General features: G+C 55.9%; 25 protein-coding genes, 1 tRNA gene and 1 pseudogene. 8 read left to right on the forward strand and 19 right to left on the reverse strand.

Annotated features, from left to right (window positions below; translation table 11 throughout):
- Window positions 1–31 precede the first annotated feature (31 nt).
- Genes AC791_RS07615 through tesA form a run of 3 tightly spaced genes read right to left on the reverse strand, consistent with a single transcriptional unit; the run spans window position 32 to window position 2,366 of the window.
- Window positions 32–886, reverse strand: coding sequence for a co-chaperone YbbN (locus AC791_RS07615; RefSeq protein ID WP_049839873.1), 855 nt, complete (start codon window positions 884–886; stop codon window positions 32–34).
- Window positions 887–943: 57 nt separating this feature from the next.
- Window positions 944–1,753 (reverse strand): SDR family oxidoreductase, encoded by an 810-nt coding sequence (locus AC791_RS07620; protein WP_199485501.1) that lies wholly within the window; start codon window positions 1,751–1,753, stop codon window positions 944–946.
- Window positions 1,743–2,366, reverse strand: coding sequence for a multifunctional acyl-CoA thioesterase I/protease I/lysophospholipase L1 (gene tesA / locus AC791_RS07625; RefSeq protein WP_049839875.1), 624 nt, complete (start codon window positions 2,364–2,366; stop codon window positions 1,743–1,745). The genes AC791_RS07620 and tesA overlap by 11 nt, the downstream gene beginning before the upstream one ends.
- On the opposite strand from tesA, the gene ybbA reads away from it, so the two are divergent.
- From ybbA to AC791_RS07650, 5 genes are all read left to right on the forward strand, one after another.
- On the forward strand, window positions 2,337–3,023 hold the full coding sequence (ybbA, locus tag AC791_RS07630) for a putative ABC transporter ATP-binding protein YbbA (protein WP_049839876.1): 687 nt from the start codon (window positions 2,337–2,339) through the stop codon (window positions 3,021–3,023). The two genes, tesA and ybbA, sit on opposite strands and share 30 nt — an antisense overlap.
- Window positions 3,020–5,434 carry a putative ABC transporter permease subunit YbbP gene (gene ybbP / locus AC791_RS07635; RefSeq protein WP_049839877.1) on the forward strand — a complete coding sequence of 805 codons (2,415 nt, stop codon included), beginning with the start codon at window positions 3,020–3,022 and terminating at the stop codon, window positions 5,432–5,434. Before ybbA ends, ybbP begins: the two co-directional genes overlap by 4 nt.
- A gap of 204 nt (window positions 5,435–5,638) precedes the next feature.
- Entirely contained in the window at window positions 5,639–6,472 is an 834-nt protein-coding gene (locus AC791_RS07640) for a MetQ/NlpA family ABC transporter substrate-binding protein (RefSeq protein ID WP_049839878.1), read from the forward strand.
- 24 nt (window positions 6,473–6,496) lie between these two features.
- Window positions 6,497–7,513: a virulence-associated ABC transporter ATP-binding protein SfbB gene (sfbB, locus tag AC791_RS07645; protein WP_049839879.1), complete on the forward strand. Its 1,017-nt coding sequence runs from the start codon at window positions 6,497–6,499 to the stop codon at window positions 7,511–7,513.
- Window positions 7,506–8,165: a methionine ABC transporter permease gene (locus tag AC791_RS07650; protein ID WP_049839880.1), complete on the forward strand. Its 660-nt coding sequence runs from the start codon at window positions 7,506–7,508 to the stop codon at window positions 8,163–8,165. The genes sfbB and AC791_RS07650 overlap by 8 nt, the downstream gene beginning before the upstream one ends.
- Here AC791_RS07650 and mnmH read toward each other — a convergent pair.
- From mnmH to ppiB, 5 genes are all read right to left on the reverse strand, one after another.
- A complete protein-coding gene (gene mnmH / locus AC791_RS07655; protein ID WP_049839881.1) occupies window positions 8,162–9,247 on the reverse strand; it encodes a tRNA 2-selenouridine(34) synthase MnmH in 1,086 nt (361 codons plus the stop codon). The two genes, AC791_RS07650 and mnmH, sit on opposite strands and share 4 nt — an antisense overlap.
- 131 nt (window positions 9,248–9,378) lie before the next feature.
- Window positions 9,379–10,446 (reverse strand): 5-(carboxyamino)imidazole ribonucleotide synthase, encoded by a 1,068-nt coding sequence (gene purK, locus AC791_RS07660; protein WP_049839882.1) that lies wholly within the window; start codon window positions 10,444–10,446, stop codon window positions 9,379–9,381.
- Complete coding sequence (gene purE, locus AC791_RS07665; RefSeq protein ID WP_049839883.1) at window positions 10,443–10,952, reverse strand: 5-(carboxyamino)imidazole ribonucleotide mutase; 510 nt, start codon at window positions 10,950–10,952, stop codon at window positions 10,443–10,445. Before purE ends, purK begins: the two co-directional genes overlap by 4 nt.
- Window positions 10,953–11,059: 107 nt before the next feature.
- Window positions 11,060–11,794: a UDP-2,3-diacylglucosamine diphosphatase gene (lpxH, locus tag AC791_RS07670; protein WP_049839884.1), complete on the reverse strand. Its 735-nt coding sequence runs from the start codon at window positions 11,792–11,794 to the stop codon at window positions 11,060–11,062.
- Between the two features lie 3 nt (window positions 11,795–11,797).
- Window positions 11,798–12,292 carry a peptidylprolyl isomerase B gene (gene ppiB / locus AC791_RS07675; RefSeq protein WP_049839885.1) on the reverse strand — a complete coding sequence of 165 codons (495 nt, stop codon included), beginning with the start codon at window positions 12,290–12,292 and terminating at the stop codon, window positions 11,798–11,800.
- A gap of 176 nt (window positions 12,293–12,468) precedes the next feature.
- Here ppiB and cysS point away from each other — a divergent pair, with 176 nt between their 5' ends.
- The gene (cysS, locus tag AC791_RS07680; RefSeq protein ID WP_049839886.1) at window positions 12,469–13,854 is read left to right on the forward strand and encodes a cysteine--tRNA ligase; all 1,386 of its coding nucleotides are present in this window, start codon (window positions 12,469–12,471) and stop codon (window positions 13,852–13,854) included.
- A 101-nt stretch (window positions 13,855–13,955) separates the two neighbouring features.
- Here the strand turns inward: cysS and malI are convergent, their stop codons facing one another.
- The 4 genes from malI to folD all read right to left on the reverse strand — a co-directional run bounded on the left by malI (window position 13,956) and on the right by folD (window position 17,816).
- Window positions 13,956–14,972: a Mal regulon transcriptional regulator MalI gene (malI, locus tag AC791_RS07685; protein WP_049839887.1), complete on the reverse strand. Its 1,017-nt coding sequence runs from the start codon at window positions 14,970–14,972 to the stop codon at window positions 13,956–13,958.
- Window positions 14,973–15,037: 65 nt separating this feature from the next.
- A complete protein-coding gene (locus AC791_RS07690) occupies window positions 15,038–16,537 on the reverse strand; it encodes a PTS transporter subunit EIIC (protein WP_049839888.1) in 1,500 nt (499 codons plus the stop codon).
- 198 nt (window positions 16,538–16,735) lie between these two features.
- Window positions 16,736–16,948: a ribosome-associated protein YbcJ gene (ybcJ, locus tag AC791_RS07695; RefSeq protein WP_049839889.1), complete on the reverse strand. Its 213-nt coding sequence runs from the start codon at window positions 16,946–16,948 to the stop codon at window positions 16,736–16,738.
- Window position 16,949: 1 nt separating this feature from the next.
- The gene (gene folD / locus AC791_RS07700; protein WP_049839890.1) at window positions 16,950–17,816 is read right to left on the reverse strand and encodes a bifunctional methylenetetrahydrofolate dehydrogenase/methenyltetrahydrofolate cyclohydrolase FolD; all 867 of its coding nucleotides are present in this window, start codon (window positions 17,814–17,816) and stop codon (window positions 16,950–16,952) included.
- A gap of 227 nt (window positions 17,817–18,043) precedes the next feature.
- Between folD and AC791_RS07705 the strand changes: the two genes are divergently transcribed.
- A tRNA-Arg gene (locus AC791_RS07705) sits at window positions 18,044–18,120 on the forward strand.
- 259 nt (window positions 18,121–18,379) lie between these two features.
- Here the strand turns inward: AC791_RS07705 and AC791_RS19670 are convergent.
- A pseudogene (locus tag AC791_RS19670) lies at window positions 18,380–18,547 on the reverse strand (type IV toxin-antitoxin system YeeU family antitoxin); the annotation flags it as partial.
- 121 nt (window positions 18,548–18,668) lie between these two features.
- Here AC791_RS19670 and AC791_RS20920 point away from each other — a divergent pair.
- On the forward strand, window positions 18,669–18,821 hold the full coding sequence (locus tag AC791_RS20920; RefSeq protein ID WP_322842782.1) for a hypothetical protein: 153 nt from the start codon (window positions 18,669–18,671) through the stop codon (window positions 18,819–18,821).
- A gap of 41 nt (window positions 18,822–18,862) precedes the next feature.
- Here the strand turns inward: AC791_RS20920 and AC791_RS07715 are convergent, their stop codons facing one another.
- The 6 genes from AC791_RS07715 to AC791_RS07740 form a co-directional block, all read right to left on the reverse strand.
- Entirely contained in the window at window positions 18,863–20,038 is a 1,176-nt protein-coding gene (locus AC791_RS07715; RefSeq protein WP_049839891.1) for a cupin, read from the reverse strand.
- Window positions 20,039–20,049: 11 nt separating this feature from the next.
- Complete coding sequence (locus tag AC791_RS07720; RefSeq protein WP_049839892.1) at window positions 20,050–20,841, reverse strand: HpcH/HpaI aldolase family protein; 792 nt, start codon at window positions 20,839–20,841, stop codon at window positions 20,050–20,052.
- On the reverse strand, window positions 20,823–21,566 hold the full coding sequence (locus AC791_RS07725; protein ID WP_049839893.1) for an alpha/beta fold hydrolase: 744 nt from the start codon (window positions 21,564–21,566) through the stop codon (window positions 20,823–20,825). The genes AC791_RS07720 and AC791_RS07725 overlap by 19 nt, the downstream gene beginning before the upstream one ends.
- A gap of 8 nt (window positions 21,567–21,574) precedes the next feature.
- Window positions 21,575–22,339, reverse strand: coding sequence for an SDR family NAD(P)-dependent oxidoreductase (locus AC791_RS07730; RefSeq protein WP_049839894.1), 765 nt, complete (start codon window positions 22,337–22,339; stop codon window positions 21,575–21,577).
- 3 nt (window positions 22,340–22,342) lie between these two features.
- Complete coding sequence (hisD, locus tag AC791_RS07735) at window positions 22,343–23,665, reverse strand: histidinol dehydrogenase (protein WP_049839895.1); 1,323 nt, start codon at window positions 23,663–23,665, stop codon at window positions 22,343–22,345.
- Between the two features lie 74 nt (window positions 23,666–23,739).
- Complete coding sequence (locus AC791_RS07740; protein ID WP_049839896.1) at window positions 23,740–24,978, reverse strand: MFS transporter; 1,239 nt, start codon at window positions 24,976–24,978, stop codon at window positions 23,740–23,742.
- Between the last annotated feature and the right edge of the window lie 238 nt (window positions 24,979–25,216).

Genomic DNA, 25,216 nt, shown 5'->3' on the forward strand with positions numbered 1-25,216 from the left:
CACCGCCGTCAGCGTATTGTCCTTATACAGACTAATACAGCAGTGAATAGAGCTTGCGACGATACTGGCTGGCAAGCGCATCGCCAGTCCCGAGTGCAGCAAGGATTTCCTGCAACATCTTGCGTGCCTGGCCGTCCGCTGCGCCAAGATCTTTTTGCAGGTGGCTAAAGAGTAACGCTAAAGCCTCTTCATTACGACCTACCTGATGTAGCTGGAGAGCCAGCTGTGAGGCCAGCGCAGCATCCTCGGGAGCCGCTGCAACCTGCTGCTGAAGCTGCTGAATTTCCGGCGTATCTGCCGCCTGCTTCAGCAATTCGATTTGCGCGATAAGCCCCTGATAGCGGGTATCCTGGTCCTGAAGCGGAATGGTTTTCAGCACCGCTTCTGCATCGTCTGAACGATTAAGTGCGATCTGCGTCTCCGCCAGCAGCAGACCAATATCACTGTTTTGACCCGAAAGCTGCCAGGCCTCTTTCAACAGCGGCAGGGCGTCAACGTAGTTACCTTCTTCAATAAACTGAATCGCCTGCTGCGCTTTTAACTCGTCTTCACGCGGCAGGACTTTTTCCAGCAACGCCCGGATCGCTTCTTCAGGCTGCGGCCCCTGGAAGCCATCTACCGGCTGCCCGTTCTGGAACAGGTAAACGGTCGGAATGGCGCGCAGGCCAAACTGAGAGGCGACCATCTGTTCAGCATCACAGTCGAGCTTTGCCAGAATAAATTGTCCGCTGTACTGCGCCGCGAGGCTCTCCAGCACCGGCGTCAGTTGTTCACAGTGCTGACTGCGCGCGGACCAGAAGTAAAACAGCACCGGCAGGGTCATCGACTGTTCCAGCGTCTGCTGTAAATTGGTTTCGTTGATATTGACGATATTCTGTGCAGACATAAATGTACTCTCTTAAGCAGTTTTTTATTACATGGGGGCCAGCGCGTTAGCTTCAACTCACCCCTGCAAAATTTTATCCATTACGCGGCCCGGCAGCAGGCGTTTCAACACGTTTACCGCATGGGTCACCAGGGTGACGGGATAGCGCATTTTAGGCCGATTGCTGGTGAAAGCATGGCGTACTTTGGCGACCACCGCCTCCGGACCGAGGGTAAAGCGCGCGGCAATGCCCGGATTTTCTACCGGCTTATCACGCTGAGTTTGATTGACGTTATCGGTAAAGCGGGTATGAATAGGACCCGGTTCAATCAGGCTGACCTGAATACCGCTATAGCGCAGCTCCATGCGCAGCGCATCCGACCACGCTTCGAGAGCATATTTGCTGGCGGCATAGGCCCCGCGACCCGGCGTAGAGATCAGGCCCATCACCGAAGAGGTCATCACAATACGGCCTTCACCGTGAGGCGTCATGGCCGGCAGCAGGCGCATGGTGAGCTGATGTGCGCCAAAAAAATTGGCGGAAAACTGCTGCTCAAGCTGGTCGCGGCTGATGGTATTCAACTGCCCGTAAACGCCATAGCCGGCATTATTAAAGATCCCGTACAGACGGTTTTCCGTCAGCGCGATAACCTCGTCGGCGGCGCGGTCCACGCTCTGTGGCTGGTCGAGATCCAGCAAAATGCCGGTCAGCCCCAGGCTATTCATCCGCGTGACATCGTCTGCTTTGCGGCAGGCGGCAAGCACCCGAAAGCCCAGGCGCTGAAGCTCAAGTGCGCTTTCCAGACCGATACCGCTGGAACATCCTGTTATTAAGACTGATTTTTGCATAACTTTACCTGGGTATGCCCCTGCATGCTTAAGACTCATGGTTAACTAAAGGTGCCAGTCGCGTTGCCATCCAGTCGGCAATAAACGGCTGTGCATCGGGATTAGGGTGGATCCCGTCTTCCTGCATCCACTGAGGCTTCTGATAAACCGCTTCCATGAAAAAGGGAACCAGAGGAATATCGAACTCTCGGGCGAGGGCGGGATAGATCGCGCTAAACGACTCATTATACCGCCGTCCGTAGTTAGCGGGCAGGTGAATTTGCATCAACAACGGCTGCGCACCGGCATCTTTGACAGCCTGCAAAATTTTACGCAGCGTGGCTTCGGTCTGCTGAGGTTGAAAACCGCGCAGGCCATCATTACCGCCCAGCTCCACTAAAACCCAGCGTGGTTTATGCTGTGTCAGGAGGGCGGGTAAACGTGCCAGCCCCTGCTGCGAGGTATCGCCGCTAATACTGGCGTTAACCACCGGCGTCTGCGGCTGCCACTTTTCATTAAGCAGCGCAGGCCAGGCGCTGGTGGCGGCCATGCGATACCCGGCGCTGAGGCTATCACCCAAAATTAATAGCGTGTCTGCTGCAACGGCACGAAAGCTAAACAGAACAAAAAACAGGAACGGCAAATGCCAGCGGAAAACATTGTTGAAGTTCATCATCTTAAGAAGTCCGTCGGTCAGGGGGAGCATGAACTCTCAATCCTTACCGGAGTTGAGCTGCTTGTCAAACCATCGCAGACAATTGCGCTGATCGGCGAGTCCGGTTCGGGCAAGTCAACTCTACTGGCGATCCTGGCCGGGCTGGACGACGGTAGCAGCGGTGAAGTCTCGCTGCTGGGGCAGCCGCTGCATAACATGGATGAAGAAGCGCGTGCCGCGCTGCGTGCGCAGCATGTGGGCTTTGTGTTTCAGTCCTTTATGCTAATTCCCACCCTCAACGCGTTGGAAAACGTAGAGTTACCTGCACTTCTGCGCGGCAAAAACAGTCGTGAAAGTCGCGCTCAGGCCAAAGCGCTGCTTGAGCAGTTAGGGCTGGGTAAACGACTCGATCATCTTCCGGCGCAGCTTTCTGGCGGCGAGCAGCAGCGCGTGGCGCTCGCCAGAGCCTTCAACGGTCGGCCCGGGCTGCTGTTTGCTGATGAGCCGACCGGCAACCTCGACAGGCAAACCGGAGACAAAATCGCCGATTTACTGTTCTCTCTGAATCGCGAGCACGGAACGACCTTAATTCTGGTCACGCACGATGCGCAGTTGGCTGCCCGCTGCGATCGTCGTCTGCGCCTGGTCAACGGCCTGCTACAGGAGGAAGCATGATTGCCCGCTGGTTCTGGCGCGAGTGGCGCTCGCCCTCGCTGCTGATTGTCTGGCTGGCGTTAAGCCTGGCGGTGGCCTGCGTGCTGGCGCTTGGCAATATCAGCGACCGTATGGAAAAAGGGTTAAGCCAGCAAAGCCGCGACTTTATGGCCGGCGATCGGACGCTGCGCAGTTCACACGAAATTGCACCGCAATGGCTTGCTGAGGCCCAAAAACAGGGACTGAAGGTTGATGAGCAAATCACCTTTGCCACCATGACCTTCGCTCGCGACACGCCGCAGCTGGCCAGTGTGAAGGCGGTAGGTGACCTGTATCCGCTGTACGGTGAGTTACAAACCGAGCCGCCAGGCCTCAAACCCGCGCCGGGTACCGCGTTGCTCGCTCCCCGGCTGATGGCGCTGCTGGGGCTTAAAACCGGCGATTCGATTGACGTTGGTGATACCACGCTGCGCATTGCGGGTGAAGTAGTGCAGGAGCCGGACGCCGGATTTAACCCGTTTCAGATGGCTCCACGCCTGCTGATGAATACCGCTGACGTGGCAAAAACCGGCGCGGTGGGACCCGGCAGCCGGGTGAGCTGGCGTTATAAATTTGCCGGGACGCCGGCGCAGATTGCCGCCTATGAAAAATGGCTGCTGCCGCAGCTCAAACCGGAACATCGCTGGCTTGGTCTTGAGCAGGATGAAGGCGCGCTGGGCAAATCCCTTGAGCGTTCGCAGCAATTTCTGCTGCTCTCCGCGCTATTGACGCTGCTGCTGGCAGTCGCGGCGGTGGCGGTGGCCATGAGCCACTACTGCCGGAGTCGCTACGACCTGGTGGCGATCCTCAAAACGCTGGGCGCGGGCGGGACGCAGTTACGCAAACTGATTATTGGCCAGTGGCTGATGCTGATGCTGCTCTCGGTGGTGACCGGCGGGGTACTGGGGCTGCTGTTCGAGCAGGTGCTGATTGTTCTGTTGAAACCGGTATTGCCGGTGGCGCTACCTGCTGCCAGCCTGTGGCCGTGGTTGTGGTCCGCTGGTGCAATGGCCACCATTTCGCTGCTGGTCGGATTACGTCCTTATCGGCTGCTGCTGGCGACACAGCCGCTGCGCGTCCTGCGTCGGGATGTGGTAGCGAACGTCTGGCCGCTAAAACTCTATCTGCCGGTTATTACCGTGGTGGTGGTGGCACTCCTGGCGTGGCTGATGGGCGGCAGTACCCTGTTATGGGCCGTACTGGCAGGCGCGCTGGTGCTGGCGCTACTCTGCGGCGTGCTGGGCTGGGTGCTGCTCACTATCCTCAAGCGTCTGACCATTAATGCACTGTCGCTGCGCCTTGCGGTTAACCGCCTGCTGCGCCAGCCGTGGTCAACCCTCAGTCAGCTGGCGGCGTTTTCTCTCTCCTTTATGCTACTGGCGCTGCTGCTGGTATTGCGCGGTGATTTGCTGGATCGCTGGCAGCAGCAGTTACCAGCAGAGAGTCCAAACTATTTTCTGCTCAACATTGCTACTGAACAGGTTCAGCCAGTTAAAACGTTTTTGACGGAGCACCAGGTTCGTCCGTCGACGTTTTATCCTATTGTCCGCGCGCGCCTGACCCAGATTAACGGCCAGCCCACCGAGGGTAATAAAGATGAGGCGCTGAATCGGGAGCTGAATCTGACCTGGCAGGAGCAGAAGCCGGATCATAACCCGATCGTCGCCGGTCACTGGCCGCCTGCGCCGGGCGAGGTGTCTATGGAGCAAGAGCTGGCGAAACGCCTGAATATTTCGTTGGGTGATAGCGTGACGTTCACCGGTGATACTCAGGATTTCACCGCAAAAGTCACCAGTTTACGTAAAGTAGACTGGGAGAGTTTGCGACCTAATTTCTTCTTTATCTTCCCGAGCGGCGCGCTGGAAGGGCAGCCGCAAAGCTGGCTCACCAGTTTCCGCTGGGATCAGAGTAATGCGCTGTTGACCGAACTGAACCGGGCATTCCCGACCGTCAGCCTGCTGGACATCGGTGCGATCTTAAAACAGGTCGGCCAGGTGTTGCAGCAGGTGAGCCGGGCCCTGGAAGTGATGGTGGTGCTGGTAACGCTGTGCGGCGTCCTGCTGCTGATGGCACAGATTCAGGTAGGAATGCGCCAGCGTCATCAGGAGCTGGTGGTCTATCGCACGCTGGGGGCCGGCAAGCGCCTTCTGCGTACCACGCTGTGGTGTGAGTTTGCGCTGCTCGGACTGGTTGCGGGCGTAGTCGCGGCCATCGGTGCCGAGACGGCGCTGGCCGTATTGCAAACCCGGGTTTTTGACTTCCCGTGGGAGCCGGACTGGCGGTTGTGGGTGGTGCTGCCGTTTAGCGGCGCGCTGCTGCTCTCTCTGTGCGGCGGCTGGCTGGGTATTCGCCTGCTGAAAGGGCGGGCGCTTTTCCGCCAGTTCAGCGGCTAAGTAAACAACGCGCCGTTCGTTCTGTCGGCGCGTTCATCATTTTGCAATGTCATTATGTGACATACTTCAAAACATCATGAAATAATTTCAATTACGCCATCCTGTGGAGTATGCCATCTTAGAAAGCCCGGACAGGTTGCGGGTAAACCAGACAGCGCCGCAGTGTACGGCGCGCGGCATCACATCATTTATTCAGGAGATCCTATGGGATTGCGTCATCAACTCCGTTTCGCAGCAGGAGCGTTATTGCTGGCCTGCGGATTACAATTTGCCCACGCTACCAGCGATCCGCATACCATTGTGTTTGGCGTCGCGCCAGGACCGTACGGTGACATGGTTAAACAGGCGATTGCGCCGCCGCTTAAAGAGAAAGGCTATAAAGTCGTGGTCCGTGAATTTAGCGATTACGTTCAGCCGAATATGGCCCTGTCTAATGGCAGTATTGATGCCAACTTATTCCAGCACTCGCTCTATTTTGACAAATTCACCGCCGATAAAGGGCTAAGACTGAGCAAGTTAATTAGCGTACCTACCGCCGGGATGGGCTTCTACTCGCGTAAAATTACCCGCCTCGATCAGCTGAAGAAAGGCGATGTTATTACCCTTTCTAACGATCCGACCAACCTCGCGCGCGGTCTGCGCTTCCTGCAGGCGTTAGATCTCATCACCATTAAACCGGATATTGATCCGACCAAAGCCTCCGAGCGCGATATCGCCAGCAACCCGAAAGGGCTGGTGTTCAAACCGCTGGAAGCCGCTCAGCTGCCGCGTACGCTGGACGGCGTTACCGCATCGCTGGTCAACGGTAACTTTGCCGTGGCGGCCGGACTGGATCTCTCCAGCGCCCTGAAACAGGAACAGCTTGACGAGAATCTGAAAAATATCATCGCCGTGCGCAGTGAAGATGCAGATAAACCATTCGCCAAAGATATTATTACCGTTGTTAAATCGCCGGCCTACCGGGCAGTGATTGACGATCCGAAAAATATCTACAGCGCTTTCCAGAAACCTGAGTGGATGGCGGCTGAGAAGCAGTAACGGCGCGTATTTTTGAGGTCTGGCATGATTGAAATAGAAAAGGTCTGCGTGGATTTTACCGCAGGCCGTGGCGCATCCACCCGCGCGGTGGATGCGGTCAGTTTACGTATTGCTCCCGGTGAAATCTTTGGCATTGTCGGCACCAGCGGTGCGGGCAAAAGCACCTTACTGCGCACGCTAAACGCGCTGACCCGTCCCAGCGAGGGTTACATTAAAGTCAACGGCGTGGAAATCTCCGCGCTGGAGGGCGTGCAGTTGCGTAAGGCCCGCCAGCGTATCGGCATGATTTTTCAGCATTTTAACTTGATGCATACTCGCACGGTGGCACAAAACGTGGCTTTCAGCCTGAAAGCGGCCGGCTGGCTGTCCAGCAAAATCGCGCCGCGAGTGGCGGAGATCCTGACGCTGGTCGGCCTGACGGATATGGCAAGCCGTTTTCCGGCCCAGCTCAGCGGCGGGCAAAAGCAGCGCGTTGGCATTGCCCGGGCGATCGCCAATCATCCGGACGTGCTGCTGTGCGACGAGCCTACATCCGCGCTCGATCTGGAAACATCGGCAACGATCCTCGCGCTGTTAAAAACGATACGCGAGCAGATGGGGATCACGATCGTGTTGATCACCCATGAAATGGATGTGATCAAAACGATCTGCGATCGGGTGGCCGTGATGTCAGGCGGTAAGGTGGTGGAGGAGGGGGCGGTATTTGATGTGTTTGCCCATCCGCAGCATCCGTTTACCCGGCAGCTGGTCGCCCACACGCTTAATCTGACCCTGCCTGAGCGTTTACATCAGCATCTGTCGGGGCAGTTGCTGAAAATTTTGTTTATTGGCGATTCTGCTGAACAGCCGGTTCTTTCCGAGGTGGCGGTAAAATTTGGCGTGGCGGTCAATATTTTGCACGGCAAAATTGAATATATCGCTGAACAGGCATTGGGGATCCTGGTGGTACAACTGACCGCAGCGGATAATCCACCGGCAGTTGATGCGGCGGTAGAATATATTCACCAGCGCACCGCGCACGTGGAGGTGATCCGTGGATGACATGCTGCCTGATTTGACTCTGGCGTTTAATGAAACCTTTCAGATGCTCAGTATCTCAACGGTACTGGCTATTGTCGGCGGCCTGCCGCTTGGCTTTTTGATTTTTGTCACCGACCGGCATTTATTCTGGCAAAACCGTTTTGTCTATTTGCTCAGTTCAATACTGGTCAATATTATCCGTTCCGTGCCGTTTGTGATCCTGCTGGTGCTTTTGCTGCCGCTGACGCAGTTACTGCTCGGCAATACCATTGGACCCGTCGCGGCTTCTGTTCCGCTCTCGGTCGCGGCAATTGCGTTTTATGCCCGGCTGGTGGACAGCGCGCTGCGGGAAGTTGATAAAGGCATTATTGAGGCCGCAGAAGCCTTTGGCGCCAGCCCGATGCGGATCATTTGTACCGTTCTGCTTCCGGAAGCCAGCGCCGGACTGCTGCGCGGGCTGACCATCACCCTGGTGAGCCTGATTGGTTACTCGGCGATGGCCGGAATTGTTGGCGGCGGTGGCGTAGGCGATCTGGCGATCCGCTATGGCTACTACCGCTATGAAACCGGCGTGATGATCGTTACCGTTGTGGCACTGATAATCCTGGTGCAGATTGTCCAGATGCTGGGCGACTGGCTGGCACAGCGGGCGGATAAGCGGGATCGGCATTAGCCGCGCCACACCGCCAGCCACGCCGCGATTTCCGGGCCAGTGCCGCGAAAGACAATCTTGTCGGCTTTCTTTTCCAGCTGATAGCGGTACATCGGATCGTAATAGGCCTCAAGCAGCGGCACCAGCCAGCTAAAATGGGCGTCGGTGCCGCCGCTGGTATACTGGCTGGCAAGCGCCGTCTTCAGGCGGGTAGTTAATTCGGTAAAGCGCTGCAGGCCGAGGCGACGGCGAATCGCAAACAGTCCGTGATGCAAATAATCGCTGTACGCCTGCCAGCCTTGTTCTTCACCATATGCGGCGATGAAATCGCGGTGCATACGCGTAAAATACTCTTCCCGCAGGCGTTCAAGGCGCAGCTCAAGCGGGTCATCAACCACCACAATCGGTGCAGCCTGCATTCTCAAACGCAGGCATTCCGGGAGATGATTCGCGCCAATCATCTGACCCTCATCTTCCAGTACCCAGCGTACCGGCTGCTGCGCTTTTTTGAGTAGCGCGACCGCCAGATGATTTTCAAACGTCGCCTGGGAATGCTGAGCCTGAAGCGTTCGGCCAAACGAGGAGCCGCGATGATGCGCCAGCCCTTCGAGATCGATGCCGCGAGGATGATGGCGCACATGCTGTGTTTTACCGTTGCCGGTACAGCCCCCGACCAGTACAACAGGATGCTGCACCAGTTCTTCGGTAGCCTGGATCGCCGCCTGGCGCAGGGCTTTGTAACCGCCGGGGATGAGCGGATACTCTACGCCGTTTTCACGCAGCCACTGCTGAACGATATGCGAGCGCTGACCACCACGGGCGCAACACAGATAACCCTGCGGTGCCTGGCGCGCGGCAGCCATCCAGTTTTCAATCCGCCCGGCGCGCGTTTCGCCTTGCACTAACCGATGACCCAGCGCCAGCGCCGCATCCGGGCCTTCGCGTTTATAGCAGGTGCCGACGGCAGCGCGCTCGTCATCCAGCATCAGGGGAAGATTGCGGGCAGCAGGCATCGCGCCCTGCTGAAATTCTACCGGAGCACGAACGTCAATTAAGGGGATATCAGCCGCGAGAAGGGCACGAAGCTGGGATTCTTGCATCATGAAAAAGCACCTCAAACAGGTTATCGCCTAATTCTACGCTTCTGCGACAACAATAATTTGATTTTTAACCATCAAACGCGCCTGAGGTGCCAGACACCTGCCGATTTGGACGATAGCTTATTCGCCGGTCATCAAGCCAGCTTACCCTGCGCCCACGTTAATCCGCTGGCATAGTCGGCCGGTAATAACGGCATCAGCGCTTCCAGCGTCGCGCTAAGCCGGTCTTTATCCCCATCATTAAGATTAAGATGCCCTACCTTGCGACCCGGGCGCACGTCTTTATCGTACCAGTGCAGATGAACCAGCGGCAGCTTCAGCCAGTCGTAGTTAAGATCCGTGCCAATCAGATTCACCATCACTGACGGGCTGTCAATGACCGGGCGGGGTAGCGGCAGCCCGGTAATGGCCCGCAAATGCAGTTCAAACTGGCTGATGGAAGCACCGTTTTGCGTCCAGTGGCCGCTGTTATGCACCCGCGGTGCCAGTTCATTGATCAGTAATCCGCCCGGGGTGATAAAACACTCCATGGCCATGACACCGACATAATTCAGGTTATGCAAAATAGCTGACAGCATGGTTTCAGCCTGCGTTTGCAGCTCCACACTGGCACGCGGAAATGCCACGCTGGTGCGCAAAATACCGTCCTGATGCAGATTGTGCGTCAGCGGATAGAACACCGTAGTACCATCGTGCCCGCGCGCGCCAACTAGCGAGACTTCACCGCTGAAATTAATGCCCTTCTCAACAATACACTCGCCGTAACAGTCATCCGGCAGTTCTGCGGTCTGTGTCGGGCGTAAACGCCATTGCCCCCGGCCGTCATAGCCGCCTACCCGGCGTTTAACGATAGCCAGTTCGCCAGTACGGGCAAAAAAGTCCGGCCACTGTTCGCGATGTTCCAGCAGTTGCCACGGGGCGGTTGCCAGGCCCAGCGTGTCGAAAAGCTGTTTTTGCGTCAGACGATCGGCAATAACCGGAAAAACGTCGCGATTAACAAACGCCGGATGCCGCGCCAGTTCGCGGGTCAGGGCCGTCTCGGGCCAGCGTTCAATTTCCGCAGTGATCACGCTGTGTGCAAAGGGGACAGACTCCGGCTCAGCGTCCAGTCCAACAGGCCATACTGCGATGCCCAGCGGCTCACCGGCCTGGCGCAGCATTCGTCCGAGCTGGCCATTACCCAGAACGCATACCTGCTTCATGCACCACCTCGCGGATCGGGATTATCCAGCACGTCGTCAGTCTGTGCTTTGCGCCATTCAACCAGACGCTGATGCAGTGCTGCATCGTGCTGAGCCAGAATTTGTGCGGCCAGCAGGGCCGCATTTGCCGCACCCGCTTTGCCAATCGCCAGCGTGCCGACCGGAATGCCGCGTGGCATTTGAACGATGGAGTAAAGGCTGTCAACGCCGCTCAGGGCCGCGCTTTGTACCGGCACACCCAGCACTGGCACCAGCGTTTTCGCCGCGATCATTCCCGGCAGATGCGCCGCGCCGCCGGCACCGGCAATAATCACCTGATAGCCGTTCTCTTCGGCACTTTCAGCAAAGCTGAACAGCTTATCGGGGGTGCGATGGGCAGAAACGACGTCAACATGGTAGGGAACATTCAGGATATCAAGGATTTCAGCGGCGAACTGCATAGTTGCCCAGTCGCTTTTTGAACCCATAACGATGGCAATACGGGTCGAATTATTGCGGGAAGACATACGTCTTAAAACTCCTGTGGGTGTGCTTCACACGACAGCTAAGGCCAGCAAGAATAGCATGGAAAAACGGCAAGGAAAACGGTTGCGTAGCAGAGTTAACGGGCGATTTATGCCGGGGAGGTGAACGGAAAGTGGATCAGTTCGACGTTGTCGGGGGTGACTTTTACCATTGAGCCTTCGCTGTGCCAGGCACCCAGGACCACGCGAAAAGCCGGTTCACCCTGGACGGTCAACTGATGAACGGCAGGGCGGTGCGTGTGTCCGTGAATAAGCCACGGCACATGATGACGTTCCATCACGCTGAGGACCGCCTCTGGATTAACGTCCATAATTTCCAGCGATTTAGTGCGGTTAGCCGCCTTACTGTTCGCGCGCATTTTGGCGGCGATGCGTTGACGAACAAAGAGCGGAAGGGTAAGGAACAGCTTTTGCAGCCACGGCTGGTGCACCTTTGCCCGAAACGCCTGATAGCCGGCGTCATCGGTACACAGCGTATCACCGTGCAGGATCAGTACCTTGCGGCCGTACAGATGAAGAATTTTTTCTTCCGGCAGTAATATCATGCCGCTTTCACGCGCGAAGCGTTTCCCCAGCAGGAAGTCACGATTACCGTGAATGAAATAGCAGGGGACGCCTGAATCGACCAGTGATTTGATAGCCGTCGCGATTTCCCGATGCAGCACGACCGGATCGTCATCGCCGATCCACGCTTCAAACAGATCGCCCAGAATATACAGGGCATCGGCTTTACGCGCTTCACCGGCTAAAAAACGCAGAAAACCGGCGGTGATCGCCGGTTCTTCGCTGGACAAATGCAGGTCTGCGATAAAAAGTGTCGCCACTAATTACTCGCTGACGTCGACGCTTTCAATAATAACGTCTTCTTTCGGAACGTCCTGGTGCATACCGCTGCGGCCCGTTGAAACGCCTTTGATTTTTTCAACGACGTCCATGCCTTCAACGACTTCGGCAAATACGCAGTAGCCCCAGCCCTGCAGATTCTCGCCGGAGAAGTTCAGGAAGTCGTTGTCTGCTACGTTAATGAAAAACTGTGCGGTAGCGGAATGTGGAGCCTGGGTACGCGCCATTGCCAGCGTGCCACGGGTATTTTTCAGACCGTTATTGGCTTCGTTTTTGATGGCGTCTTTGGTTTCTTTCTGGCGCATGCCAGGTTCGAAACCGCCGCCCTGAATCATAAAGCCATTGATGACGCGGTGGAAAATGGTGTTGTTGTAAAAACCTTCGCGACAATAGTCCAGGAAGTTTTTAACTGTTTCAGGCGCTTTATCATCAAAGGTTTTGACGACGATATCGCCATGATTAGTGTGGAATGTAACCATTTTTGCATCCTGTTCCGTTATAGTGGTACGTCGACCCGTCAGCGGGTCACATATAGAGGCATGTTATAGCATAAGCGAGAGGTTCGATCATCCCGCAAAGTGTGCTGCTTCATTGCTAAATTATAGGTATCATACGGCTTTTACGATCCACACACGTCTACTACATGGAATCTTCGATGTTAAAAATTTTTAATACTCTGACGCGCCAAAAAGAGGAATTTAAACCTATTCATGCCGGGGAAGTCGGCATGTACGTGTGTGGTATTACGGTTTACGATCTGTGTCACATCGGCCATGGCCGTACATTTGTCGCCTTTGATGTCGTCGCACGCTACCTGCGTTTTTTAGGATTTAAGCTAAAGTACGTGCGTAACATTACCGATATCGACGACAAAATCATTAAACGTGCTAATGAAAACGGCGAGAATTTTGTGGCGCTGGTTGACCGGATGGTCAACGAAATGCATACCGATTTTGACGCGTTAAATATCCTGCGCCCGGACAGCGAACCGCGTGCGACGCAGCATATTCATGAAATTATTGAAATTGTTGAGCGACTGGTCGAGCGTGGCCATGCTTACGTCGCCACCAACGGCGATGTGATGTTCTCTGTAGAAACCGATGCGGATTACGGCGCTTTATCACGTCAGGATCTGGATCAGCTTCAGGCGGGCGCGCGCGTTGAAGTTGCGGACGTCAAACGTAACCCGATGGACTTCGTGCTGTGGAAAATGTCCAAGCCAGGCGAACCGAGCTGGACCTCGCCGTGGGGCGAAGGACGCCCTGGCTGGCACATTGAGTGTTCGGCAATGAACTGCAAGCAGCTGGGTTCGCATTTTGATATTCACGGTGGCGGTTCTGACTTAATGTTCCCGCATCATGAAAACGAAATTGCCCAGTCTACCTGTGCCCACGACGGAGAATACGTTAACTACTGGATGCATTCCGGCATGGTGATGGTTGATCGGGAAAAAATGTCCAAATCGCTGGGCAACTTCTTTACCGTGCGCGACGTGCTGAAATACTACGATGCCGAGACTATCCGTTACTTCCTGATGTCCGGCCACTATCGCAGCCAGCTTAACTACAGCGAAGACAACCTCAAGCAGGCACGCTCCGCGCTGGAACGTCTGTATATTGCCCTGCGCGGAACGGACCTCTCTGTTGCCCCGGCCGGCGGTGAAGCGTATGAAACCCGCTTTATTGAGGCGATGAATGACGACTTCAACACCCCGGAAGCGTACTCCGTCCTGTTTGATATGGCGCGCGACATTAACCGTCTGAAAACGGAAGATGCTCAGGCGGCCAGCGCGCTGGCCGCGCATTTACGCAAGCTTTCTGCCGTACTGGGCCTGCTGGAGCAGGATCCGGAAGTGTTCCTGCAGGGCGGTGCTCAGGCCAACGACGGCGAAGTGGCGGAGATTGAAGCCCTGATTCAGCAGCGCCTTGATGCGCGCAAAGCTAAAGACTGGGCCGCCGCCGATGCCGCACGCGATCGTCTTAATGAGATGAATATCGTGCTGGAAGACAGTCCGCAAGGGACCATCTGGCGTCGCAAGTAATTACGCAGTCGTATTGCCCGGTGGCGCTGTGCTTACCGGGCCTGCCGTTTGATCGGGGATAAATAAGGCACTGCTGTCAGCCGAAAGACACACTTTTTACGTCACGCCGACTCGCGCACCACTAATTGTCCTGACAGCGTCACCCGCTGATTGAGTAATTCCGGATCGTTGATTTTGCGGATAATAAGCGTTGCTGCCTGACGCCCGGACTCTTCGCTTGCCGACGACACGTAGGTGAACGACGGCGAGGTCAGATTGATGTGCAGCATGTCCTCAAAACCCAGCAGTGCTACCTGCTGGGTGAGAAACACATCTTTCCCCACGGTTCGTCCGACCTGATGAATGCCGTTGATGCAGCCAATAATGGCATCGGGAGAGTGGCAGAGCAGGGCGGTGATCGTATTGTTATTTTCCAGCAGGTGACGTGTCGCATTACTCACCGCACGAGTATCTTCACTGCAGGCGGCGCTGGCTTCATCGCGATAAACCATTCCGCTTTGCGTTAGCGCGCTGCGAAAACCTGACAGCCGCTGCTGGCGAATACGATCGTTTTCCTTACCGCCGACATACGCGATGCTGCGATGCCCGCGTTCAATCAGATAGCGCGTCGCCAGCAGGGCGGCCTGACGATTGTCACGCATCACCAGATTGCACTCCTCTTCAATCAGCGACTGTGAGACCACCACCAGCGGCAGCGGGCAATGTTGAATTTGCGTCGGGAGTTTTGCTGAAGCAGAGTCAGAGGAGAGATAGATAACGCCCGCCACCCCCTGCTGTTTAAACGAAAGCAGGCAGCGCTCCAGATGCTCGCCCTCGTTCAGCGGCTGACCGAGAAAGACCATATAACCGTTTTTTTCAAGCTCCTGGACGATGCTGGCCATCACTTTAATCGAATAGCTATCGCTAAAATCGCGCAGGATAAGGCCGATCAGATTCGAGCGGTTAGCACGCAGGTTAGCCGCCGCCACGTTATGCACGTAGCCCAGCTTAGTAATGGCAACATTCACTTTTTCAATGGTTGCGCTGGAAATCTTCCCTTTTTGACGTAGCACCAGAGAAACGGTTGAAACCGAGACGCCCGCTTCTCGTGCCACATCAATAATACTGACCTTCTTCAAGTCTGCTCCCTGAAATCAAATATCACGAATCGCCTCCCGGGAGGGTTCAGGAGGCGAGGCTAACACTATTTACCCATCATCGACGACATCGTTTGTGCGATAAACTGCGCCCGCGCACCGAAAATAATCTGTACGCCCTTATCACCGACAAAGACCACGCCGCGCGCACCGATACCGTTCAGGCCGTCTTTATCGACCTTATCGCCTTTAGCCGCTTCCAGACGCAGGCGGGTAATACAGGCTCCGACAGAATGTATATTCTGCGCGCCACCCATCAAATCGATAATCTCAGATGCCAGCTCCTCATCTGACTTTGCACCGGCATCGGCAGTCACTTCCGCGCGTCCCGGCGTTTTAACATCAAAGCGACGGATCACAAAGCGGAAGGTAAAGTAATAGATCAGCGCCATTGGCACCCCAACGATAATGGCATTGAGGAAGTTGGTCTGATAACCATTAAACGACGGCAGTATACCAAATGAGATGTAGTCGATAAGCCCGGCTGAAAACGATTTTGCGATATGTGCATGAAGTAAATACATACACATATAGGAAAGGCCGGCCATGATGGCGTTAAATACGTACAGCACCGGGGCGACAAAGATAAAGGTAAACTCTACCGGCTCGGTGATCCCGGTTAAAAAGCAGGTCAGGCCCGCTGAGAACAGGATACCGGCGGCGATTTTTTTATTCCGGGTATGCGCTTCCTGATACATCGCCAGACAGGCGGCGGGCAGGGCAAACAGCATCAGCGGGAACTCGCCCTGCATAAATTTACCGGCGTTCTGATACGTATCGCTGCTAAAGGATTTGACCCCCTCTTCCAGCATTTTAAACCAGATAGTCTGATCGCCATGAATAACCTGGCCGGCCTGTGTCGTGTAATCGCCGAACGAGTACCAGAATGAGGGATACCAGATATGGTGCAGGCCCAGCGGGATCAGCGCCCGTTCAACCAGGCCAAAAATAAAGGTGGATGCGGCCTGATTATCACCGTTAACAATAACCGATAGCGCGTCAATGCCCGCCTGAATATGCTGCCAGATATATGGAAGCAGCAGGCCCATGATGAATGACAGAAACGCCGTGGCAATCGCCACAAAACGTTTCCCGGAGAAGAAGCCGAGAAATTCGGGCAACTGCATGGTATGAAATTTGTTATAGCACCATGCCGCCAGTATCCCGCAGATAAGGCCGCCAAAGACGCCCATTTGCAAAGTTGGAATGCCGACCACCATCGCATATTTTCCGCCCTGAGACGCCATCTCTGGCGTAATAGACAGCATGGTACCGATAGTGATATTAGTGACAAAAACGGAGACGGCAGCCGATAACGCAGCAATACCGGATTCAGACGCCAGACCGACGGCGGAACCGATAGCGAACAGCATCGGCAGGTTATCGAAAATAACCCCCCCGGCGTTCATCATTAGCGGCAGATGAAATTTGTCACCAAACGCCAGAAGTAAACCTGCCGCTGGCAGGAGTGAAATTGGCAGCATTAATGCGCGGCCAATCATTGAAAGCTTTGAAAGCGATTTAACAAACCCTGATATCAGACTCATGCTGACTTCCCCCGTGTTGGCACACTACGCACCTGATTTCTTATTATGAAGTATAACGTTTTAGTAGAACGTTCTACTTATCGTGTGAGATTGCGCGAAAACTGGCAACTGAAATTTCAGCGCCAGCCAGAGGAAATACAAATTGTTTGAAGTTGATCGCTAATTAGCCCTTATGGATAAAGGGCTTTATGGTGGGGATCAGGCAGTAACGGTCACCTGTTGACCGTCAAATGCCACGGTCTGACCGGCGACTATTTTGCAGCGCTTACGCGTTTCGACTGCGCCATCGACCGTGACCTGACCATCAGCGATCAGGATTTTCGCCTGCGCGCCGCTTTCGCTCCAGCCTTCCAGCTTCAGCAGATCGCACAGTTCAACGTGCGGGTGTTTTCCTAATGAAAAGGTAGCCATCTTACGCGATCTCCACGTCGTGATACTGTTCACACGCCTGGAGCGTGTTTTCAATGAGTGTAGCAACGGTCATCGGACCAACGCCGCCCGGAACCGGGGTAATGAATGACGCGCGTTCAGCGGCATCGGCAAATACCACGTCACCCACGACTTTGCCGTTTTCCAGACGGTTAATCCCGACATCAATCACGATAGCGCCTTTTTTGATCCACTCTCCGGGAATAAAGCCCGGTTTGCCGACAGCAACAATCAGCAGGTCGGCATTTTCGACATGATGACGCAGGTTTCGGGTAAAGCGATGCGTAACGGTAGTGGTGCAGCCGGCCAGCAGCAGCTCCATACTCATTGGGCGGCCCACAATGTTGGATGCGCCAACAACGACGGCATTCAGCCCATAGGTATCAATATTATAACGCTCAAGCAGGGTTACAATACCGCGCGGCGTACAGGGACGCAGGCGTGGCGCACGCTGGCACAGACGGCCGACGTTATAAGGATGAAAACCGTCTACGTCCTTATCCGGGTTAATGCGCTCAAGCACCTTCACGTTGTCGATACCGGCAGGCAACGGTAACTGCACCAGAATACCGTCAATTGTCGTATCAGCATTAAGCTCGTCGATAAGCGTCAGTAATTCTGCTTCGCTGGTGGTTGCGGGGAGGTCCCAGGAGCGCGAGATAAATCCCACTTCCTCACAGGCCTTGCGTTTGCTGGCGACGTAAATTTGTGACGCCGGGTTGCTACCCACCAGCACTACTGCCAGCCCCGGCGCGCGAAAACCCGCTGCAATGCGCGCTTTTACTTTTTCCGCAACCTCAGAGCGCACCTGCTGCGCAATCGTTTTACCATCAATAATCTTTGCTGCCATCAGAGAGAGGATTCCATCTGTCACAATACATAGGGGGATGGTTATATTTTGTCAGAAGCGGGACGTGCTGTCAGTCTTCGTTTTTGATATTCGTCACTTTTTACCCGAGTGGCCGGGGGCAGAGTGCTCATTTAGCAAGCATCCGAATGCAAAGCCATTGACTCAGCAGGGATTGACCGTATAATTCCAGCCGTTTCACCCCACCGCGAAGTTTATCACTTCCCAGTGCGCCCTTAGCTCAGTTGGATAGAGCAACGGCCTTCTAAGCCGTAGGTCACAGGTTCGAGCCCTGTAGGGCGTACCATTTAAATCAATGTGTTACGCAAACCCTCTCACTAAAAACCACACATCCAAAAAGTTTATGTAACTGCTGATGTAAGCGAAATTTCTCAATGCCGATCAACGTTAACGCGGCTTAGCCAGCATTCCCGGATAGTGCTTAGCGATGATGTCATTTATCCTTTCAATCCGATCCAGATACGGGCGACAGGCGTGACGAAACCGGCACCGCGGCCGGTACAGTTGAAATGTTTATGAGTTGAGTCCTGAGAAGAGAGAGGGTGTTACTGGGTTGGATAGAGAGAAATGTAAACGTAGCCGCAGCTACCACTACCACAGGTATCAGCTATGCAGATTAAACTCGCAAATTGAATGGTCACCTGATGTTGCTGATGTGGATTTAGTTCGCCAGCACGCAGCATATCTTCCGGTTGTTCTATAAACAGCGGGAAAAGCCTCAGCAGCGGCATATGCCGTTACGACATTATCGCTATTCGGTTACAGAATGGCGATCGTAGCGTCAGCATTACGCCTGAACAGTTCTGCTGCGAAACGGAGACGGGGCGCGTAGTAATGCAAATCATGGCACCGGGCTTCAGCCAGGTATTTTACCTGAGCATGGCGCCGGAAACGGGCTGGTTTATCCGGCGCGATCGTCAGAGCGTAAAGGAGAATGCCATCATGACGGAAGATCTCTTCTTCCAGGCGGTAGACCGTCTGGCCTGAAGATCACCGCCGCCATCTGGGATACCGATGGCGGCGTAACGTCAGGCTTCAGCTTGCCATTTTTCCAGTTTTGCACCCGCCCGACGTGCCGTAACGGGCAAGATATCGGCATCGGCGACGTAGCCATCCGGATCGAGGCAGCGGTTATGCGCTTTTGCCTGCAGCAGAACCTCCTCATCCCAGTACAGCCGTTTACGGGCATCGCCTCGGGTGGTGAGGATAAACTCGGTGTTACCGCCTGCCGCGCGATAGCGCCGCCAGCTATTTGCCGGAATGGAGATCACTGAACGTTCAGGGGCGATGATGCTGACCTCTTTGCCCGCCTCGTTCCACGTGACTTCCAGCTGGCCCTTAAAGACCATAATCACCTGGGTATCCGGGCAGATATGTCGGCCCACAATGCAATCGTCGGCGAGCCGTAGCCACTCGACGGAAAAACCGTGTGGGTCGGTCATGGCCGGAGACGCGTCCCTGTCCTGTGAAATGCCAAAACCGATAACCGGCGCGATCTCGCCGCCGTGTCCCGGCAGCACCGAGTCCAGCAGCCCCCGCGATGACCAGCAGCGTTCATCGCCGGTCACCGCGCGCCTGCGCATCTCTTCAACGCTGTAATCACGTAGCCCGGCAATATACTCCTCCGACAGCGGCTTCAGCAGCGTTGAAGGGTCAGGCTGCGGGTCCCCTGCCTCTTGCGTAATTAGCATGTTATCCTTGCTCAAATACATCCCATATTCGCCCGCCGACGCCAGCACCGACGGATGCCATATAATCCCGCCCGTGTTGTCGCCCCCCAAAACGGTAAACACCATGCCGCTGGTATCCGCTTTACTCACGTTGGTAAACCCCCGGAAGATCCAGGTCGGAATGGAGAGGATCGCGGGGGCGCTGAATTCTGCTTCATGTTCCCCACGCGCGCCCCAGCGAAAACGCCACGTCCCTTCGTGGATCAGAAACACCTCCGCCGTGAAGTGAAGATGCATGTTGTTGGTTACGCCCTTCGGCATGGCCGCCGCGCCGATGTTGAAACCGTGCGGCTCGGAGATATTCACGACCTGCTCCGTGGACTGCGTAACGCCGGGGCCAATAAACGAATAGTTCTGCTTCAGATTCGAGCCCGGCAGCCTGCAGTCAATAAAGGCAAGATTGCAGGAGACCATATCGTCAGGGGCGATTAATCGGCTTCTGGCCTGGCTTTCAGTAAGATGGATAGTTTTCATGTGTTCTCCTTTTAATAACCGGATGCGCCGGTCGCGGGGATGACGTTGCCGCGCGCGAGGGCAATGGCTTCACGCGAGGCGCGGCCCAGTTGCATCACATCGTTTGCCGGCGTGACAAAATGGAACCCCTGGACAATACGCTCTGCGGCCGCCGCCCCGGAGGTGCAGAAAATCCCGGCCATCTTTTGGTGCTTGTGACAGCATTCAATCACCTTATTAACGGCTGCAAGCATCGCCGGGTGCTGGGATTCCGCGCTGGCGCTGCCCGTCAGCGTTAGCGAGAGATCGTTGGGACCAATAAACACGCCGTCCAGCCCGTCGGTATCGAGAATAGCGTCGAGGTTTGCCAGTCCTTCGCGGGTTTCGATCATCGCCAGCGTCAGAATTTCGTTGTTGGCGTGCTGCGGATAGTCGCTGCCGCCGTAGAGCAGCCCGCGTGCCGGGCCAAAAGAACGAACGCCCAGCGGTGGATAGCGGCAGGCGGCGACAAAGCAGCGAGCCTGCTCGGCGCTGGAGATCATCGGGCAGATCGCACCGTACGCCCCGGCGTCCAGGACGCGCATGATTTGCGCCGGGTTGTTATCGGCCACCCGGACGAGCGGGACGGCAGGCGTGGCCGACAGCGCCTGAAGCATCGTTAGCGCGCTGGCGAAATCAATCATGCCGTGCTGGAGATCGACGGTCACGGCGTCGTAGCCCTGATGGCCGATAATCTCCGCGCTGTAGCCGGAGGGGATTGCCAGCCAGCCGTTAATGATGGGCGTGTTTTCCCGAAACGCGGTCTTTAGTCTGTTTTTGCGCACTGCATGCACTCCGTAATCCACTGGCGCAGCGGTGGGGCGACGTCATCCGGCGCTTCCAGCGGAATAAAATGCCCGCTGGCCTCCACCGTATGCCATGCCGCATTCCCGGCGCTGGCGGCCAGTAAGTGGTGATGATGGGGCGTGCAGATAACGTCCTGCGCGCCGTTGAGAATGGCTATCGGGCAGGCCAGGGCGGCGAGGGCCGCGCGGTTGTCCTGCCGGTTGATGGCGATTTCCGTATGCTCTGCGAAGGTCGCGATACCGCACTCCTGCGCCATCCGGCAGATGACCGCCTGCAGGGCGCGATCGTTCAGGCGTTCTGGCGCTACGTAGCGCGGCCACAGGGTCGACATCAGCCAGTCGGTAATGCCCTGCGCCTGAGCGGTACGCACCGCTTCCTGGCGCGGTACGGCGTTTTTCGGTGGATCGACAAGGGGATTGGCGGAGAGCAGCGCGAGGCCGCCGATCCTGTCCGGCGCGTCGGCGGCCATTTGCAGCGCGACGATGGCGCCGAGTGAAAAACCGGCCAGTAAAAAGCATGGTGGCAGCACGTTCAGCAGCCTCTGCGACGCCTGCTGCGCGGATCCCGCTCCCGTTAGCGTGACACACAATGTTGCCGTAACGTTTAGCCGCGCAATCGTGGGCTGCCAGAGCCGGGCGTTACACAGTGTACCGCCGAGCAGCACCAGAGGCAGGTCGGTGTTATCCAACAAAGCCTGTTCCATTGCGAGCCTCACGTTGCCGTCCAGCCGCCGTCTACCATCAGCGCGCTGCCGGTGATCATCCCGGCGGCCCCGGAGGCAAGGAACACCACCGGCCCCATAATGTCCTCGAGCCTGCCCAGGCGGCGTAGCTTGATGTTATCCAGCACGTAGCGGCGAAACGCGGGGTCTTCAAGCGCCGATCGCGACAGATCGGTTTCGATGAAGGTTGGGCAAAGCGTATTGACCCTGATACCGGCGTCGCCCAGCTCAAGCGCCATCGTTCGGGTTAACCCCTCCAGCGCAAACTTGGAGGCGCAGTACACGCTCCGTGCGGGGCCGCCTACGTGCCCCATCTGCGATGAAATGTGAATAATCGACCCCGCAATACCGCCCGCCTTCATGCGCCGCGCCACGCGCTGGCTGACAAAAAAGGTGGCGCGCAGATTAAGCGCCATCACCGCATCGAAATCTCCCTCCTTTACCTCCAGAAACGGCTGGTGGCGTGCCAGCCCGGCGCTGTTCACCAGAATGTCGATATCCGGCAGGGTCGACAGGATGCGTTCCGTCTGGTCGGCGTCGGTAATATCCAGCGTTACTGGGTGGAGTGACAACTGGTGCTCCGCGGCCAGGTTAGCGGCATGCGCCAGCGCCTCACCATCCCGGGCAGCTATCCATACCGCTGCGCCCGCTTGGGCGAGGGCAACTGCAGCGGCGAAGCCAATTCCTCTGGACCCGCCGGTGACCAGCGCGCGCTTGCCGTGTAAAGAGAAAGAAGGCGTTTGCACAAGCGTCATGAATTACACCTTTTCCCTGACCGGAGCCGGCGTGGCGTAAGGAACATCTGTCTGGCCGTAACGACGAACGCGAATATTGGCCTGTTCGGCGTGTCCGGCAAACCCTTCCAGCAGCGACAGGCGCGAGCAATAGCTGCCGATTTCAGCGGTGGCTTCGTCGCTGAGCACCTTCTGAAAGGTGCAGGTTTTCATAAATTTGCCGACCCACAGGCCGCCGGTGTAGCGCGCGGCTTTTTGCGTAGGCAGCGTGTGGTTGGTTCCTATGACCTTATCGCCATAGGCAACGTTGGTACGCGGGCCAAGGAACAGCGCACCGTAGTTGGTCAGGTTTGCCAGGAACCAGTCGTCCCGGTCGGTCATCACCTGCACGTGCTCGGACGCAATGCGATCCGCCTCCAGCAGCATCTCTTCGTAGCTGTCGCACACGATGATTTCGCCGTAGTCCTGCCACGACTGGCGGGCGATGTCGGCGGTAGGCAGCTTTTCCAGCAGGCGCTCGATTTCGCGCAGCGTCTCTTGGGCCAGCGTCAGCGAATTGGTCAGCAGGATCGCGGGTGTGGTCACACCGTGTTCGGCCTGGCCCAGCAGGTCCGTAGCGCATATTTCCGCATCAACGGTGTCATCCGCGATCACGAGCGTTTCCGTCGGCCCGGCAAACAGGTCGATACCCACCCGACCAAACAGTTGGCGTTTTGCTTCCGCAACGAAGGAATTTCCCGGCCCTACCAGCATATCCACTGGCGCAAGGGAGTCTGTGCCTAACGCCATCGCCCCAATCGCCTGAATGCCGCCCAGGGCATAGATTTCCGTTGCCCCCGCCATTTTTTGCGCCGCGACAATTGTCGGTGCGGGTTCACCGTTAAACGGTGGCGCACAGCTGATTATGCGGGAACAGCCCGCCACGCTGGCCGTGATGATCGACATATGCGCTGACGCCAGCAACGGATACTTCCCGCCCGGCACATAACACCCTACGGCGTTAATCGGGATATTTTTATGGCCGAGGATCACGCCCGGGCGCGTTTCAATTTCCAGGTCCCGCAGACATTCTTTCTGTGCACGGGCAAAATTCGCCACCTGCTGCTGGGCAAATTCAATATCCTGAATATCCTGGCGGCTTAGCCGTTTAATACAGCGATCGATTTCCGCAGGCGTTAGTCGATAATCCTGGCGGTCATAGCGATCGAACTTTATCGATAATTCGCGAATGGCTTTATTCCCACGCTTTTCAATATCGGCGAGTATATACTCAACCGTTTCTCTTATTTGCTGGTTGGCCTGCTGGCGCTCTTCGGTGGATTTTCCGCTTTTTAATTTCCAGGTCACACGCTTCTCCTTACCTTATTAATATGTCAGTTGCCCTCCCGGCGAACCGGGATAGGATATTTACTTCAGATGTGCTATTGATCCGGCGCGGCGGCGTAAGCCCCGTTTTTTAATTCGCGGGAAGATATTTGCGCCTTGCGGGTATATACCCACCGGGTGGACAGCGGCGTGGCAATGGCGGCAATAATGGACAGAACGGCAATTAATAAATAACCGGACGACAGGTTAATATGTTGCATCATGACGCCCATCATTACCGGCCCAACAAACATGCCGCAGGAATAAATGGTCTGGAATAATCCCATCCGCGTGGATTGTTCATCGGAGGTGGTATTTACCACGCTGAGCGACATAAACGCGGCAAAGGCCATGCCGAACGAGAATCCAGCCAGCGCTTGCCACAGATAAATGACGTAGATATTGCTGGTGAATGGGATGCCGAAGGTGGAAATCACCTGAAGGACGATGCCGAGCACGGCGGTTTTAACCAAACCGAGGCGCTGATAAAACACCGAGCTGCACAGGGCGATGGCCACCCCGTAAAACAGAAGATGAATGTTACCGAGCAGGGCGAGGATGCCCGCCCGGGCGCCAAGCTGCTCGGCGTAGACCGGCGTTAGCGTATCGCGGGTGGCGAAGGGCACCAGGATCACGATGGTCGCCAGGATGCCGATCAGCCAGACGGAGCGGTCGGCAAGCTGCTGGCGCGCGCCGGTGATGCAGGCCTTAAGCGTAGGTGCCTGCACCGGGTCGTGAACGTCCTGAATCCGGGTCGTCAGTATCAATGCAACCAGCGCAGAGATGCAGGAGACGAAGAAGGAGATGTTGTTGGCGAAATAGTGAATCAGCACCGCGCCAATGCAGTTGCCGAGAAATACGCCTATGGGGCCAGCCAGCGCCAGTAGCGCGACGGCGGCAGGGGCTTCGCTGCGATCGAAATAGCGCATGAACAGGATGTTGTACAGCACCCAGGATGCCGCCGTAACGCCGTCGGCCGCTTTTGCCATATACAGCGTGATGGCGTTTGGCTCGAGCCAGGCAATCGGCCAGGCGATAATCGGCAGCAGCAGACCAATCTGGATAAAGATCCTGCGGCTCTTCACGACATCGGAAATGATGCCTAGCGGGAAGCGAATGAGAAGGGTAGCCAGCCCGGATGCGCCCATGATGATACCCATGATCTGGGGCTCGATGCCCTGGTTGATCATCATCGGAGCCAGAAAGGCATCAATGCTGTGAATGCAGATAAAGAACAGGATGCTAATGATGAAAAAGAGCCGGGCTTCCCGACGGCGTAACAGTGCTCGAAACATGGTTTTGAACCTCTTAAAAAGTAATGGGTTACAACCAGCCAAGTACGACGTTTACCGGTTCAATCCTTTGGGCGACTCCTGTTCTATCCGGTACCATTGACGGTATGAAACGCTTTGCATACGTATTCAATATCTGAAGTTACGAAAATGTTTAATGTTTGTAAAGTGATCTGGATCTTGTTGTGAGAAATTTGATTTTTTGTGTTGCATACGCATGCAAAGATGGTGTAAGTATAAA

The sequence above is a fragment of the Klebsiella sp. RIT-PI-d genome (genome assembly GCF_001187865.1).
Classification (GTDB): Bacteria; Pseudomonadota; Gammaproteobacteria; order Enterobacterales; family Enterobacteriaceae; genus Superficieibacter.